This window comes from Citrobacter rodentium NBRC 105723 = DSM 16636 (assembly GCF_021278985.1).
Taxonomy (GTDB): Bacteria; Pseudomonadota; Gammaproteobacteria; order Enterobacterales; family Enterobacteriaceae; genus Citrobacter_A; species Citrobacter_A rodentium.
This window is the reverse complement of sequence record NZ_CP082833.1, coordinates 3,916,406-3,932,656: the sequence shown is the minus strand read 5'-3', so window position 1 is coordinate 3,932,656 and position 16,251 is coordinate 3,916,406. Positions and strand designations below refer to the sequence as shown.

Sequence of the window (16,251 nt, the reverse complement as noted above, 5' to 3'; positions counted from 1 at the left end):
TTAATCGCGGCTTACCTTCGCCAGACTAAACCACATCCCAATCGCCAGCAGCATCAGCATACTTCCGGCGCTGCTCAGCGCCACGCTGTGCGACCAGGTAAACGCCTGTTTCGCCGCCTCGACAATACTTTCACCAGGCGCGTCCGGCAGCGTCTGCGCCAGCTGCACCGCTTCCCCCATTGAGGAAGAAGCCCGCTCGCGTTCTGCGGCGCTCAGCCCCGCGGGCAAAATAATGGAGGCGGAAAAGCTACGGCTCAGCAGCAGACCGAAAATGGCAATTCCCAGTCCTGCCCCCAGCTCATAGGCCATCGTTTCGATAGCGCCAGCCGCTGCCGCTTTCTCTGCGGGCGCGGCGGCCATGATTGCCGCCGTCGAGGCCAGCAGTGCGCTGGCGGCGCTGAATCCGAGCAGGGCCATTAATACCCACGCCTGAATTTGCTGAACGCTGAAGTCGGTCATCGCCAGACCGTAAAAACTGAGCGCGCTTAACGCCATCCCGCCGGTCGCCACCCGGCGCAGCCCCAGCCGGGAGACTAACATACCGGCAAGCGGGCCGCTGAATCCGCTGGCCAGCATCACCGGCAGCATAAACAGCCCCGCCTGATACGGCGTCAGGCCATGCACAAACTGCAACTCCTGCGCCATCAGTAGCTCAAATCCTACCAGGGTGATCATGGCGGTCATCGCCATCATCACCCCGCTTAAAATAATGCGATGGGTAAAGAGACGCAGATCGATCATCGGCCGCGACGCCGCCAGTTGAAGGCGGACAAACTGCGCCAGCAGCAGCGCGCCGCCGCTCACTGTCAACATAATCACGCCGGTGGCGATATGCCCCTTCAGCGCAGTTTTGGCGCTGTAGACCAGCAGTAAAATGGCGACAATCAGCATGATGGCGTGAACAAAGTTTAACGACTGCTCGCGACGTCCCGCCTGCCGCGGCACATAGCGCGCAGTGAGCGCGAGCACCACCAGCACGATCGGCACGTTAATTAAGAACACCGCTCCCCAGTAAAAATGTTCCAGCAGCATACCGCCAACCAGCGGACCAAACGCCGCGCCGCCGGAACCGACTGCCGCCCAGACGCCAAGCGCCATATTACACTGCCGGGCTTCGACGAACGTTGCGCGGATCCCGGCAAGGGTGGCCGGAACAATCATCGCGGCACCAATCGCCAGAAGCGCACGTGCAGCGATAAGCCATCCGGCGCTGGTAGCAAAGGCGGCGGCAAGCGAGGCCAGGCCAAATAATCCGCCGCCAAGCAGCAGCAGCCGTTTAAAACCGATGCGGTCGCCAAGCGCCCCCATCGGCAGCACCATCCCGGCCATGACCAGCGAGTAAATATCAATGATCCACAGCAGCTCGTTGCCGCTGGCGCCCAGCGTCATACTCAGCGTGGGCGCGGCGACATGCAGCACCGTGGCATCGATTGCCACCGGAATGTAGACCAGCACAATAATCACTAACGTTAACCACTGACGTAACATAAAACATCCTTCATCTCACAAATTGGACATGCGTCCAGCTTTATCGATCCTACGTAAAATTGAACGTATGTCCAATTTTTTGTTACACTGCATTTTTAACGTGAAACCGGAGGGGAGATGAGCTATCTGCACAAAGATGAGCGCCGGGAGGTCATTTTGCAGGCCGCCATGCGCGTGGCGCTGGAGGAAGGCTTTACGGCAATGACGGTCAGGCGCATCGCCAGTGAAGCGAAAGTGGCGACCGGCCAGGTACATCACCATTTCGCCTCTGCTGGAGAGTTAAAGTCGCTGGCCTTTGTGCGTCTGATCCGCACCCTGCTGGATGCAGAAACGACCGGCGAAGATGCCAGCTGGCGCGCGCGCCTGCATACGATGCTTGGCAGCGATGACGGTGGTTTTGAGCCCTATATTAAACTCTGGCGCGAAGCGCAGATCCTCGCGGCTAAAGATGCGGAAATCAAAAGCGCTTATCTGCGCACCATGCGCATGTGGCATGAGGAAACCGTCGCCCTCATTCAGCAAGGCGTTGCCGCCGGTGAGTTTTGTCCGACCGGTGCCGTCGCAGATATCGCCTGGCGGCTGATTGCTCTGGTCTGCGGCCTTGACGGGATGTACGTCCTCGGCATTCAGGAAATGACCGACCCGGCTTTCAGGGAACATCTGGATCGGGCTATCGCGCTTGAACTGGGTGGCCCTATGGTATGACACCAGCGTGATACAACTTTTATTTACATTTGGTAACACTTAAGAAACCTCTTATTCCCCGCTGGCGCCGCCCGGCTGCCCATTTTTATCTATCCTTTCATCAATATTCCAAAAAACACCAATAAATTCTGGAAAGGGCGAATGCACGTCTGTGCCACAGACGCCCTTTGCCCTGCCTGTTTTTATTTTTTAATGAACGATATGTGCATGTGAGGGACATTATGGCGCAACAAAATGAGAAAAATAATCGTTATCTTTTGAGCAACTGGAAGCCTGAAAGTCCCGCCTTCTGGGAAAATAAGGGTAAAGCCATTGCGCGAAGAAATCTCTGTATTTCAGTCGCTTGCCTGTTGCTTGCCTTCTGCGTCTGGATGCTGTTCAGCGCCGTCGCCGTTAACCTGAATAAAATTGGCTTTAATTTCACCACCGATCAACTCTTTTTATTAACCGCCCTTCCTTCTCTTTCTGGCGCAATATTGCGCGTACCCTACTCTTTTATGGTGCCGATATTTGGCGGACGTCGCTGGACGGTTTTCAGTACTGCGATCCTGATTATTCCCTGCATCTGGCTGGGGTTTGCGGTGCAAAATACCGCCACGCCTTTCGGCGTATTTATTGTTATTGCCCTGCTGTGCGGCTTTGCCGGCGCCAACTTCGCCTCAAGCATGGGGAATATCAGCTTCTTTTTCCCGAAAGCCAGACAGGGCAGCGCGTTAGGGGTTAATGGCGGGCTGGGCAATCTCGGCGTCAGCGTCATGCAGCTGGTCGCGCCGCTGGTGATCTTTTTACCTGTGTTCACCTTCCTCGGCGTGCAGGGCGTGCCGCAGCCGGATGGTTCGCTGCTGTTTCTGGAAAACGCCGCGTGGATCTGGGTGCCGCTGCTGGCCATCGCCACCGTTGCCGCCTGGTTCGGCACTAATGATATTGCCAGTTCAAAAGCGTCAATCGCTTCACAGCTGCCGGTGCTCAAGCGCTTTCACCTCTGGCTGCTGAGCCTGCTGTATCTTGCGACCTTCGGCTCTTTTATCGGCTTTTCAGCCGGCTTCGCCATGCTGTCGAAAACCCAGTTCCCGGACGTCAATATTCTGCAGCTGGCGTTTTTCGGCCCGTTTATCGGCGCGCTGGCGCGTTCCGCGGGCGGCGTGATCTCCGATAAGTTCGGCGGCGTGCGCGTGACGTTGATTAACTTCGTCTTTATGGCGCTCTTTTCCGCCCTGCTGTTCCTGACGCTGCCGGGCTCCGGTTCCGGCAGCTTTATCGCCTTTTACCTTGTCTTTATGGGGTTGTTCTTAACGGCTGGCCTGGGCAGCGGTTCTACCTTCCAGATGATTGCCGTTATCTTCCGCCAGCTCACCATTTATCAGGTAAAACTGCGCGGCGGTACAGATGAACAGGCGCAGCGGGAGGCGGTTACCGATACAGCCGCGGCGCTGGGCTTTATTTCCGCCATTGGCGCGGTCGGCGGCTTCTTTATTCCGAAAGCCTTTGGTACTTCGCTGGCGATGACCGGCTCCCCGGTCGGCGCCATGAAAATTTTCCTTGTGTTTTACATCGCCTGTGTACTGGTGACCTGGCTGGTCTATGGTCGCCGTAAACCCAAACAACAATAACAACACCTTGTAAGCCCGATAAGCGTAGCGCCATCGGGCCATTGCCGGATAAGGCGTATACGCCATATCCGGCCTACAAAATCCTGGAGCAGGAGAAATGTCATGAGTAAGCTACTGGATCGCTTCCGCTATTTTAAATTAAAGGGCGACACCTTTGCTGACGGCCACGGTCAGGTAATGCACTCCAACCGTGACTGGGAAGACAGTTATCGTCAGCGCTGGCAGTTCGATAAAATCGTGCGCTCGACCCACGGCGTGAACTGTACCGGTTCATGCAGCTGGAAAATCTACGTTAAAAACGGTCTTGTCACCTGGGAAGTCCAGCAGACCGACTACCCGCGCACCCGTCCGGATCTGCCTAACCACGAACCGCGCGGCTGCCCACGCGGCGCCAGCTATTCCTGGTATCTCTACAGCGCCAACCGCCTGAAATATCCGCTGGTGCGCAAGCGCCTGATCGAACTGTGGCGCGACGCTCTCGCTCAGCACAGCGATCCGGTGCTGGCCTGGGAGTCGATTATCAACGACCCGCAGAAGTGCATGAGCTACAAGCAGGTACGCGGGCGCGGCGGTTTTATCCGCTCGAACTGGAAGGAACTTAACCAGCTGATCGCGGCGGCGAACGTCTGGACGATTAAAACCTACGGCCCGGACCGCGTAGCTGGTTTCTCCCCCATTCCGGCAATGTCGATGGTCTCTTATGCCGCCGGTACCCGCTACCTCTCCCTGATCGGCGGCACCTGCCTGAGCTTTTATGACTGGTACTGCGACCTGCCGCCCGCCTCGCCGATGACCTGGGGCGAGCAGACCGACGTGCCGGAATCCGCCGACTGGTACAACTCCGGCTACATCATCGCCTGGGGCTCCAACGTGCCGCAAACCCGCACCCCGGACGCCCACTTCTTCACCGAAGTGCGTTACAAAGGGACCAAAACCATCGCCATTACCCCGGACTATTCGGAGGTGGCCAAGCTCTGCGACCAGTGGCTGGCGCCGAAGCAAGGGACCGACAGTGCACTGGCGATGGCAATGGGCCACGTGATTCTGAAAGAATTTCACCTCGATAACCCCAGCGACTACTTCCTTAACTACTGCCGCCGCTATACCGACATGCCGATGCTGGTGCTGCTGGACGCCCGCGAAGACGGCAGCTTTGTCCCGGGCCGCATGATGCGCGCCTCCGATCTGATCGATGGGCTGGGCGAAACCAATAATCCGGAATGGAAAACGGTCGCCTGTAGCAGCAACGGCGAACTGGTGGTGCCTAACGGCTCGATTGGCTTTCGCTGGGGTGAAAAAGGCAAATGGAATCTCGAACCGCTGGCGGCAGGCAGTGAAACCGAGCTGACACTCTCGCTGCTCGGCCAGCATGATGAGGTGCTGGGCGTAGCCTTCCCCTACTTCGGCGGTAACGAAAATCCGCATTTTCGCAGCGTGAAGCAGGAGCCGGTGCTGGTACGCCAGCTGCCGGTAAAACGCCTGACCCTTGCCGACGGCAGCAGCTGTCCGGTGGTCAGCGTGTACGATCTGATGCTGGCTAACTATGGCCTCGATCGCGGACTGGAAGATGCACTCAGCGCCAAAGACTACACGGAAGTGAAAGCCTACACTCCGGCGTGGGCCGAGCAGATCACCGGCGTGCCGCGTCAGCATATTGAAACCATCGCCCGTGAATTCGCCGACACCGCGCATAAAACCCACGGCCGTTCGATGATTATTCTCGGCGCTGGCGTCAACCACTGGTATCACATGGATATGAACTACCGTGGGATGATCAACATTCTGGTGTTCTGCGGCTGCGTCGGGCAAAGCGGCGGCGGCTGGGCGCACTATGTCGGCCAGGAAAAACTGCGCCCGCAGACCGGCTGGCTGCCGCTGGCGTTCGCGCTGGATTGGAACCGTCCGCCGCGCCAGATGAACAGCACCTCGTTTTTCTATAATCACTCCAGCCAGTGGCGCTATGAGAAGCTCACCGCCCAGGAACTTCTCTCTCCGCTGGCCGATCCGGCGAAGTTTACCGGCCACCTGATCGACTTTAACGTGCGCGCCGAGCGCATGGGCTGGCTGCCTTCCGCGCCGCAGCTCAACCTCAATCCGCTGACGGTAAAAGCCAGCGCTGAAAAAGCCGGTTTGTCGCCAGCTGATTACACCGCGCAGGCGCTGAAATCAGGCGACATTCGCTTTGCCTGCGAACAGCCGGACAGCGGCAAAAACCACCCACGCAACCTGTTTGTCTGGCGTTCGAATCTGCTCGGTTCGTCGGGTAAAGGTCATGAGTACATGCTCAAGTACCTGCTCGGGACGGAAAGCGGTATCCAGGGCGAAGCGTTAGGCTCAGACGAAGGGATTAAGCCGGAAGAGGTGGAATGGCAGACCGCGGCGATAGAGGGCAAACTCGACCTGCTGGTCACGCTCGACTTCAGAATGTCCAGCACCTGCCTGTTCTCCGATATCGTGCTGCCGACCGCCACCTGGTATGAAAAAGACGACATGAACACCTCCGACATGCACCCGTTTATTCACCCGCTGTCGGCGGCGGTCGATCCGGCGTGGGAATCGCGCAGCGACTGGGAAATTTATAAGGGTATCGCCAAAGCCTTTTCGGAAGTGTGCGTCGGCCATCTGGGACAGGAAACCGACGTGGTGCTGCAACCGTTACAGCATGACTCGCCGGCGGAGCTGTCGCAGCCGTTTGATATTCTGGACTGGCGTAAAAATGAGTGCGAACTGATCCCCGGCAAAACCGCGCCCACCATCGCCGTGGTCGAGCGCGACTACCCCGCTACGTATGATCGCTTTACCTCGCTCGGTCCGCTGATGGATAAACTGGGCAACGGCGGTAAAGGCATCACCTGGAATACCCAGACGGAGGTCGACTTCCTCGGCAAACTGAACTACACCCGGCGCGAAGGTCCGGCCAAAGGCCGTCCGCGGATCGATACCGCGCTGGACGCCTCTGAGGTGATCCTCGCGCTGGCGCCGGAAACCAACGGCCAGGTGGCGGTGAAAGCCTGGGAAGCGCTGGGCGAATTCACCGGGCGCGAGCACACCCATCTGGCGCTGAATAAAGAAGACGAGAAAATTCGCTTTCGCGATATTCAGGCCCAGCCGCGCAAGATTATCTCCAGTCCGACCTGGTCCGGCCTGGAAAGCGAGCACGTGTCGTACAACGCCGGATATACCAACGTGCATGAACTGATCCCGTGGCGCACCCTGTCCGGCCGTCAGCAGCTGTACCAGGATCACCCGTGGATGCGCGCCTTCGGCGAAAGCCTGGTGGCGTATCGCCCGCCGATTGACACCCGCAGCGTCAGCAAAATGCGTGAGATCCCGCCAAACGGCTTCCCGGAAAAAGCGCTTAACTTCCTGACGCCGCACCAGAAATGGGGTATTCACTCCACCTACAGCGAAAACCTGCTGATGCTGACCTTATCGCGCGGCGGGCCGATTGTCTGGATCAGCGAAACCGACGCCCGCGAGCTGGGCATTGAAGATAACGACTGGATCGAAGCCTTCAACGCCAACGGCGCGCTGACCGCCCGCGCGGTAGTCAGCCAGCGCGTACCGCCGGGTATGACCATGATGTACCACGCCCAGGAGCGCATCATGAATATTCCGGGGTCGGAAATCACCGGCATGCGCGGCGGTATCCACAACTCCGTCACCCGCGTCTGCCCGAAACCCACGCACATGATCGGCGGTTACGCCCAGCTGGCGTACGGTTTTAACTACTACGGCACCGTCGGCTCCAATCGCGACGAGTTCATCATGATCAGAAAAATGAAAAATATCGACTGGCTGGATGGTGAAGGTCGGGATCAGGTACAGGAGGCGAAAAAATGAAGATACGCTCACAGGTTGGGATGGTGCTTAACCTCGATAAATGCATTGGCTGTCACACCTGCTCTGTCACCTGTAAAAACGTCTGGACCGGACGTGAAGGGATGGAATACGCATGGTTTAACAACGTCGAAACCAAGCCGGGTATTGGCTACCCGAAAAACTGGGAGGACCAGGAGGAGTGGCAAGGCGGCTGGGTTCGCGATGTGAATGGCAAAATACGTCCGCGCATGGGCGGCAAGATGGGGGTGATCACCAAAATCTTCGCCAACCCGGTGGTGCCGCAGATCGACGACTACTACGAGCCGTTCACCTTTGATTATCAGCACCTGCACAGCGCGCCGGAGGGCAAACACCAGCCTACCGCGCGCCCGCGTTCGCTGATTGACGGCAAGCGGATGGATAAAATCATCTGGGGGCCAAACTGGGAAGAACTGCTCGGCGGCGAGTTTGAAAAGCGCGCCCGCGACCGCAACTTTGACAAGATCCAGAAGGAGATGTACGGCCAGTTCGAAAACACCTTCATGATGTATCTGCCGCGCCTGTGCGAACACTGCCTCAACCCAAGCTGCGTGGCGACCTGCCCGAGCGGCGCCATCTACAAACGCGAAGAAGATGGCATCGTGCTGATCGACCAGGACAAATGCCGCGGCTGGCGCCTGTGCATCAGCGGTTGCCCGTACAAAAAAATCTACTTCAACTGGAAAAGCGGCAAATCTGAGAAGTGCATTTTCTGCTACCCGCGTATCGAATCCGGTCAGCCGACCGTCTGCTCGGAAACCTGCGTCGGACGCATCCGTTATCTTGGCGTATTGCTGTACGACGCCGATCGCATCGAAGAGGCGGCAAGCACGGAGCATGAAACCGATCTCTACGAGCGCCAGTGCGACGTGTTCCTCAATCCGAACGACCCGGCGGTGATTGAAGAAGCGCTGAAACAGGGCATTCCGCAAAACGTGATTGACGCAGCTCAGCGCTCGCCGGTGTATAAAATGGCGATGGACTGGAAGCTGGCGCTGCCGCTGCATCCGGAATACCGCACCCTGCCGATGGTCTGGTACGTGCCGCCGCTGTCGCCGATTCAGTCCTACGCTGACGCCGGCGGTCTGCCGCAATCGGACGGCATACTGCCAGCCATCGAAAGCCTGCGCATCCCGGTACAGTACCTTGCCAATATGCTGAGCGCTGGCGATACCGGTCCGGTGCTGCGCGCGCTGAAGCGCATGATGGCGATGCGTCACTACATGCGTTCGCAAACGGTGGAAGGCGTGACGGACACCCGCGCGATTGAGGAAGTGGGCTTAAGCGTTGAGCAGGTTGAGGAGATGTATCGCTATCTGGCGATCGCCAACTACGAAGACCGCTTCGTGATCCCGACCAGCCACCGCGAGATGGCGCGCGACGCCTTCCCTGAACGCAACGGCTGTGGCTTCACCTTTGGCGACGGCTGCCACGGGTCTGACACTAAATTCAATCTGTTCAACAGCAGTCGTATTGACGCCATTAATATCACCGAAGTGCGTGACAAGGCGGAGGGGGAATAATGCAAATCCTCAAAGTGATCGGCCTGCTGATGGAGTATCCCGACGAACTGCTGTGGGAGTGTAAAGATGAGGCGCTGGCGATGGTGCGTCAGGAAGCACCAATGCTCAACGGCTTCGCCAGCGACCTGCTCAACGCCCCACTGCTGGATAAACAGGCCGAATGGTGTGAAGTGTTTGACCGCGGCCGCGCCACGTCGCTGCTGCTGTTTGAACATGTCCATGCGGAATCCCGCGATCGCGGCCAGGCAATGGTGGACCTGCTTTCGCAGTATGAAAAAGTGGGCCTGCAGCTTAACTGCCGCGAGCTTCCCGACTATCTGCCATTGTATCTGGAATATCTGAGTATCCTGCCGGAAGCGGAAGCGCGGGAAGGTTTGCAGAACGTAGAGCCTATTCTGGCGCTGCTGGGCGGACGGCTGAAACAGCGCGGTACGCCGTGGTATCAGCTGTTTGACGCCCTGCTGACGTTTGCAGGAAGCCGCCTTACAAGTGACAGCGTCACTCCGCAGGTCGCCAAAGAGACGCGTGACGACACCCGTCAGGCGCTGGATGCCGTCTGGGAAGAAGAACAGGTGAAATTTATTGAAGATAACGCCACTGCCTGTGACAGCTCACCGTTACAGCAATATCAACGACGCTTTAGCCAGGACGTGGCGCCGCAGTATGTCGACGTCAGCGCGGGAGGCCCGAAATGATACATTATCTGAACGTCTTTTTTTACGACATCTACCCTTATATCTGCGCGACGGTCTTTTTCCTCGGCAGCTGGCTGCGCTATGACTACGGCCAGTACACCTGGCGCGCTTCATCCAGCCAGATGCTGGATAAACGCGGGATGGTGGTGTGGTCGAATTTGTTCCATATCGGTATTCTCGGCATCTTCTTCGGCCATCTGTTCGGGATGTTGACTCCGCACTGGATGTACGCCTGGTTTTTGCCGATTGCGGTAAAGCAGCAGATGGCGATGATCCTCGGCGGGGTATGCGGCGTGCTGACGCTGATTGGCGGCGCGGGCCTGCTCTGGCGTCGTCTGACCAATCAGCGCGTCCGCGCCACCTCGACCACGCCGGACATTATTATTATGAGCATTCTGCTGATTCAGTGCCTGATCGGGCTGAGCACCATTCCGTTCTCGGCGCAATATCCGGACGGTAGTGAAATGATGAAGCTGGTTGGCTGGGCACAAAGCATCTTCACCTTCCGCGGCGGCTCGTCGGAAATGCTTAATGGCGTCGCTTTTGTCTTCCGCGTTCACCTGGTGCTGGGGATGACTATTTTCCTGCTGTTCCCGTTCACCCGGCTGGTGCACGTCTGGAGCGCGCCGTTTGAATATTTTACCCGCCGTTACCAGATAGTCCGTTCCCGTCGATAAGTTTTTTCGCCCGGTAGCGCCTCGCCTGCCGGGTTTATTTTCTTAAGTAGAATTTTCTGTTTTCTTAACACGGCGGCGCTGTATTTAAGAAATGACGAAGATTCCTGCGCCATAGTTGAATATCCTCTTAAATACCTTAAATACCGCATCTCTGACCAGCATCCAGCGCTCGTCTGAGCCCTCAATGCTGGCGGCGAGTTAAAATCATTTCATTTGCCTTCACTTAAGCAGAATTAGACAATTTTCCTGCCGATCAACCTTTCTATGAAATAAATAACAGACGCCAGGACTGGTGTCTTATCTACGCATTATTCAAGGATACTGGAATTTATCTATGAAGATACCTGCCTTATCACCCCAAATTAAACCCAAAAAAATCGCTTTATTATTAAGTGCATTATTAGCAACCACCACCTTTTCTGCTTTTTCCGCGCCAGTAAAATATACTCTCGACGCCAGCACCCCCAGCGACCAACTCACGGTGAATATCACCAATGGGGATGAAATTTCAAGAATCGATATTAACGTTGCCGACGGTCGCGTTGATTTCGCCGACAATATCACAATGAACAGTACCGGCGTAGTTAACGCAACAGGTTCCCAAAACGTCTGGTTCGCCTATCTTAAAGCCGGTGAGATAAATCTGGGTAATCATTTTACCCTTAACTTCGACCCACACTCGAACGGGACCTATTCGACTGCCGATGGTATTGCCCTGTATGGCACCGGCAAACTGACCGCTGAAAATTACACCTTTAATAATTTGAATGACGACGAAGAATCGGACGGGCTGTACGTTGGCGATAACGCCCGGGCCGACCTGAAAGGCCTGACTACCATCAGAGGCGGCGGTATCAGCTCCGGATCTCAGGGGATTTTAAATGCCGAGAATATTGATATCGCGTATACCCGTCCTGGCACGCGTGAATCTGGCGACTCAACCGATACCGGCATGGCCTTATGGGGCGGTAAAGTCACCGTCACCGGTAATACCGCCATTAATATTGTCTCCCCGACCTTTTATCTGGAAGGGATTCGCACGTATACCGACCTGGAGTTAGCCGGACATACAGATATTCAGTTAACCAGTAATTCAACTGACCGCTACTCTGATGTCACTGGCATTCTTATTTTCGACTCGTTCTACAGTTCCTCCCTTGGCGGTAAGCGTGTCTTCAACGATGTCAGCATCAAAATTAAAAGCACGACCGAGGATGGCTACGCTGATGGCCTGACATACCTCGGCGGCAACGGTAAGCATACTGATCTGATTATCAATAAAATTGATATTGATAGCTCGGGAAATGATATTGTGCGCGGTATTTATTTATGGGGTGACGATCCTGCTGAGACGGCTACACATCGTATCAACGATGCGAAAATATCGTTATCCGGCAATGATAAGGCAACACTGTGGGGCTTTTTTAGCGCCAACGTTAATCAGGATGACGGTATCGTGCAATGGGATGCCGATACGATCGTCGGCAACATCGCCATTACCTCTGAAGGTGGTAAAGAGTCTTATCTGCTTTATCAGGCGGACGCCCTGTTTACCGGCGATGTTATTTTAGGCGATCGGAACGCCTATGATTCTGTCGCCGACACCCTGTACTCCATTTATGGACGCTGGGGCTCAACGGATATCACTAACCATAATAAGCTGGTTGCATGGGGTAAAATGCTGGTCCGCGGCGACCATGCGATTAATATCGTCTCTGGCGATAACTCCTACATTTACGGCGACACGGCAATCGAGGATCAGGGTTCCATCAATATGGAACTGAACGGCAGCAACAGCCGCTGGGATATGGTCGCCGACTCTACCCTGACGACCCTGACGCTGAACAACGCCACGCTGAACTTTATGCCTGGCGACACTCCCGCCACCCGCACGCTGACGCGCGACGCGGCGACGTTCAAAACCCTGACGGTGAACGGTGATTATGCCGGTAATAACGGTCACATCGTGATGAACACCCAGCTGGGCGATGATACCTCTCCAACCGACAGGCTGGTTGTGCAAGGCAATACCTCCGGCACCACCAATGTGACGGTAGTGAACGCGGGCGGCGAAGGCGGCCTGACCACTGACGGTATCGAGCTGATCAGCGTGGTGGGCAATTCTGACGGCGAGTTCACCCAGAACGGGCGTATCGTGGCGGGCGCCTATGACTACACCCTGGCGCGTGGTGAAGGCCAGAACGACAAGAACTGGTATCTGACCAGCGGACTGTCGACCGAACCGCAGCCGGACCCGGCAAGCCCTGTCGACCCGACAGAGCCGGTTATCCCGCAGGCGCCGACTAAGCCTGAACCGCAGAAGCCTTCTCCGGCCCCGCGTGAAAACGCGGTACGTCCGGAAGCGGGTCTGTACGGTATGAACCTGCAGGCGGCAAACACGATGTTCAACACCCGTCTGCACGACCGTCTGGGCGAAACCCACTACGTCGATGCCCTGACCGGCGAGCAGGCGGTGACCAGCCTGTGGCTGCGTAACGTCGGCGGTCATACCCGTCAGCACGACGGCAGCGGCCAGCTGGATATGCAGGCCAACCGCTATGTGATGCAGCTTGGCGGCGATATCGCGCAGTGGTCTTCGGACAACACCGACCGTTTCCACCTCGGTCTGATGGCGGGCTACGCTAACCAGAAAGCGCGGGCGGAAAACCAGCGTAACGGCAACCGCGCCGACAGCCGCATCAGCGGTTACAGCGTCGGTCTGTACGGCACCTGGTTACAGGACAACGCCACCCAGGAAGGCGCATATGTTGACAGCTGGGCGCAGTACAGCTGGTTTGACAACACCGTTTCCGGCCGTGGCGTGGAGTCGGAAGAGTACGACTCGAAGGGTTTCACCGCGTCGGTGGAATCCGGCTACACCTGGAAGCTGGCGGACATCAGCGAGCGTAACGCGCTGTACATCCAGCCGAAAGCGCAGGTCACCTGGATGGGCGTGAAGGCGGACGAACACCGCGAAGCCAACGGCACCCGCGTGACAGGCCACGGCGACGGCAACGTGCAGACCCGCGTCGGCGTGCGTCTGTTCGGCAAGGGCCACAACAGGCTGGACGACGGTAAAGACCGCACCTTCCAGCCGTTCGTCGAAGCGAACTGGATCCACAACAGCAAGAACTTTGGCACCGCGCTGAACGGCGAGAACGTGACGCTGGACGGCACCCGCAATATCGGCGAACTGAAGGCCGGTGTGGAAGGCCAGCTGACGAAGAACGTCTCCCTGTGGGGCAACGTTGGTCATCAGGCTGGTGACAAGGGTTACAGCGACACCTCTGCCATGATCGGTATTAAAGCGTCGTTTTAACGACATTGCCCGGTGGCGCGCTGGCGCTTACCGGGCCTACAACGTCTCCCGTAGGCCGGATATAAGCGTAGCGCCATCCGGCAAGGGTATCCCGTAGTGTCGTAGGCCGGATAAGCGTAGCGCCATCCGGCAAGGGTATCCCGCAGGACGGATGAAACACATCCGGCTTTTTGCTTATTTTCCCGCCTCAGGATGCGTATCAAATGCTGCCATGACCCTTGCCAGCTCCGCTTCACTGAAGCCATGCTTCGCATCGTCCACGCCAAGGCCAAAGCGCTCCTGCAATAGCACATACAATGACGCCACGTCCGGACAGTTGATCTGTTCGACCGCATGTCCGTTTTCATAGCGGGTAAAGTGGAAATTGGTCAGCGTAAGCTTGCCGCCGTCAGGCAGATGGCGACACATCAGCAGATGATGGCGAAAATGCGACTGCGGCCAGTGCGCCGACCAGAAGTTGCCCATCACATAATCGCTCTGATGTTGCCTCACCAGATCAAAACAATACATCGACTGCCAGTGCTCATGATGGCGAAACTGCAAAACCCAGTCATCGCCCTCCTGCAACAGACGATATTCGCCGTGCGGCGTGTGCTGTTCAACGTCCGCAAGCAGGCGAATCGGCGCGGTTAACGTTTGCCCGCCAAAGCCGACATCGGCAATCCACGCTTCTCCGTCCAGTTCAACCAGCAGCAGACGATGGGTGCGCGGCGGCAGGCTCGGTGGATGTGAAAGCACCACCCGCCCGAGCAGACTGCGTACGTTAAACCCCAGTTCCCGCAGTACCCGTTCAAAAACGCCATTTTGCTCAAAGCAGTAACCGCCGCGGCGCGCTACGATCAGCTTCTCGGCCAGCGAACGATCGTCAAGCTGCATTTCGCGCGGCAGCAGGACATCCAGATTCTCGAAAGGGATAGTACAGTTATGCCGCAAATGCAGCGCCCGGAGCGTGGCAATATTCACCTCTGTCGATCCGGACCAGTTAAGGCGGGCAAAATAGGCGTTCAGGATGGGCGTCATCAGATTTCCCGGGTGAACCTTATGGTGCGTCAGAGTATAAACGATGAATCCCATGAATGAGATACGCGATATGTGCGGGTTGGCACGGCGCGCAATTTCATTGATACTCAAAAAATAAACCATCACGAGAGACGCTTATGAGCCAGTTCCGCCCTGTCGACTTAAGGCACGCCAGCCGCCTGCTCAATCATGGCCCGACGGTATTAATCACCAGCCGCGACGAAAAAAGTGAAAGACGCAATATTATGGCGGCTGCATGGTCGATGCCGGTGGAGTTTGAGCCGCCGCGTATAGCGATAGTGGTGGACAAAACCGCGTGGTCGCGGGAGCTAATTGAGCGCAGCGGCCAGTTTGGCATCGTGATCCCCGGCGTCGCGGCGACCAACTGGACGTATGCCGTCGGCAGCGTCTCGGGACGCGACGAGGATAAATTCAACTGCTATGGCATTCCGGTTATTAATGGCCCGCTGCTGGGCCTGCCGGTGGTGGAAGAAAAATGCCTGGCATGGATGGAGTGCCGCCTGCTGCCCGCCACCGCCGCGCAGGAAAAGTACGACACCTTATTTGGCGAGGTCGTTTCCGCGGCGGCAGAGGAACGCGCGTTTATTGATGGCCGCTGGCAGTTTGATGACGACAAGCGCAATACGCTGCACCACCTCGGCGCAGGCACCTTTGTGACCAGCGGCAGGCGCGTTACGGCAGGCTAGCCCGCCGTTGCGCCATCACAAAATACCATTGGTTTTCAGCACCTGGCGCAACGCTGGCAGCTGGCAAACCGCGTCGGCTATAGCGCTGATATTGGGCGTATTCTGCTGGAACCAGTCGTGCCCCGGCCCCCATGTGCGCATTGCGCAGAGATAGCAATCCACCAGAGTTAGCTGCTCGCCAAAGGCATAGGGTTCGGCGCTAAGCCGATCGTTCAGCCACCGAAAGAGCGATTTGCGATACTCAATACAGCGCTTTTTCAGCTGTTCCGGCGCGTCCGGCGCCCAGCGATCGGGATAATCAGCGTAGGTATAGGTCGGATAAACGTTAGCAACCAGCCAGACCAGCAGACGCTGGAACTGCTGTCGCTCCGCGTGGCCGACTGGCGGAGCCAGATCGGGACGGCGGTCAAGCACCATCAGCGCAATGGCCGCCGTTTCGGTCATCACCTCGCCGTTCTCCAGGGTCAGCGTCGGCACCTGGCACAGCGGATTAAGCTGTTGCAACGACTCCCGCTGCGGTCCTTCGCTGTCAAAGCCGCTGACGTCTACAAAATGGTAGGGAATCTCCGCCAGCGTAAGCATCATTTCGCTGATTACCGAACCCCAGCCCGGTGCGCCATAGATCGTAATCATGCTGCCTCCTCCA

The 16,251-nt window shown here is 57.1% G+C and carries 11 protein-coding genes; 8 read left to right on the top strand and 3 right to left on the bottom strand.

Annotated elements, in window-relative coordinates; genetic code table 11:
* The gene (locus K7R23_RS18615) at positions 1–1,488 is read right to left on the bottom strand and encodes an MFS transporter (protein ID WP_012905825.1); all 1,488 of its coding nucleotides are present in this window, start codon (positions 1,486–1,488) and stop codon (positions 1–3) included.
* Between the two features lie 117 nt (positions 1,489–1,605).
* On the opposite strand from K7R23_RS18615, the gene K7R23_RS18610 reads away from it, so the two are divergent.
* The 7 genes from K7R23_RS18610 to K7R23_RS18580 all read left to right on the top strand — a co-directional run bounded on the left by K7R23_RS18610 (position 1,606) and on the right by K7R23_RS18580 (position 13,878).
* A complete protein-coding gene (locus K7R23_RS18610; protein WP_012905826.1) occupies positions 1,606–2,193 on the top strand; it encodes a TetR family transcriptional regulator in 588 nt (195 codons plus the stop codon).
* 221 nt (positions 2,194–2,414) lie between these two features.
* On the top strand, positions 2,415–3,803 hold the full coding sequence (locus K7R23_RS18605; protein WP_012905827.1) for a NarK family nitrate/nitrite MFS transporter: 1,389 nt from the start codon (positions 2,415–2,417) through the stop codon (positions 3,801–3,803).
* Positions 3,804–3,905: 102 nt separating this feature from the next.
* Positions 3,906–7,646: a nitrate reductase subunit alpha gene (locus K7R23_RS18600; protein ID WP_012905828.1), complete on the top strand. Its 3,741-nt coding sequence runs from the start codon at positions 3,906–3,908 to the stop codon at positions 7,644–7,646.
* Positions 7,643–9,187: a nitrate reductase subunit beta gene (gene narH, locus K7R23_RS18595; RefSeq protein ID WP_012905829.1), complete on the top strand. Its 1,545-nt coding sequence runs from the start codon at positions 7,643–7,645 to the stop codon at positions 9,185–9,187. The genes K7R23_RS18600 and narH overlap by 4 nt, the downstream gene beginning before the upstream one ends.
* Entirely contained in the window at positions 9,187–9,882 is a 696-nt protein-coding gene (narW, locus tag K7R23_RS18590) for a nitrate reductase molybdenum cofactor assembly chaperone (protein WP_012905830.1), read from the top strand. The genes narH and narW overlap by 1 nt, the downstream gene beginning before the upstream one ends.
* Complete coding sequence (narI, locus tag K7R23_RS18585; RefSeq protein ID WP_012905831.1) at positions 9,879–10,559, top strand: respiratory nitrate reductase subunit gamma; 681 nt, start codon at positions 9,879–9,881, stop codon at positions 10,557–10,559. Before narW ends, narI begins: the two co-directional genes overlap by 4 nt.
* A 334-nt stretch (positions 10,560–10,893) precedes the next feature.
* Complete coding sequence (locus K7R23_RS18580; RefSeq protein WP_012905832.1) at positions 10,894–13,878, top strand: autotransporter outer membrane beta-barrel domain-containing protein; 2,985 nt, start codon at positions 10,894–10,896, stop codon at positions 13,876–13,878.
* A 174-nt stretch (positions 13,879–14,052) separates the two neighbouring features.
* Here the strand turns inward: K7R23_RS18580 and nhoA are convergent, their stop codons facing one another.
* A complete protein-coding gene (gene nhoA / locus K7R23_RS18575) occupies positions 14,053–14,898 on the bottom strand; it encodes an N-hydroxyarylamine O-acetyltransferase (RefSeq protein ID WP_012905833.1) in 846 nt (281 codons plus the stop codon).
* A 137-nt stretch (positions 14,899–15,035) separates the two neighbouring features.
* Here nhoA and K7R23_RS18570 point away from each other — a divergent pair, with 137 nt between their 5' ends.
* The gene (locus K7R23_RS18570) at positions 15,036–15,605 is read left to right on the top strand and encodes a flavin reductase family protein (protein ID WP_012905834.1); all 570 of its coding nucleotides are present in this window, start codon (positions 15,036–15,038) and stop codon (positions 15,603–15,605) included.
* Between the two features lie 15 nt (positions 15,606–15,620).
* Here the strand turns inward: K7R23_RS18570 and K7R23_RS18565 are convergent, their stop codons facing one another.
* On the bottom strand, positions 15,621–16,238 hold the full coding sequence (locus K7R23_RS18565; protein WP_012905835.1) for a glutathione S-transferase family protein: 618 nt from the start codon (positions 16,236–16,238) through the stop codon (positions 15,621–15,623).
* Between the last annotated feature and the right edge of the window lie 13 nt (positions 16,239–16,251).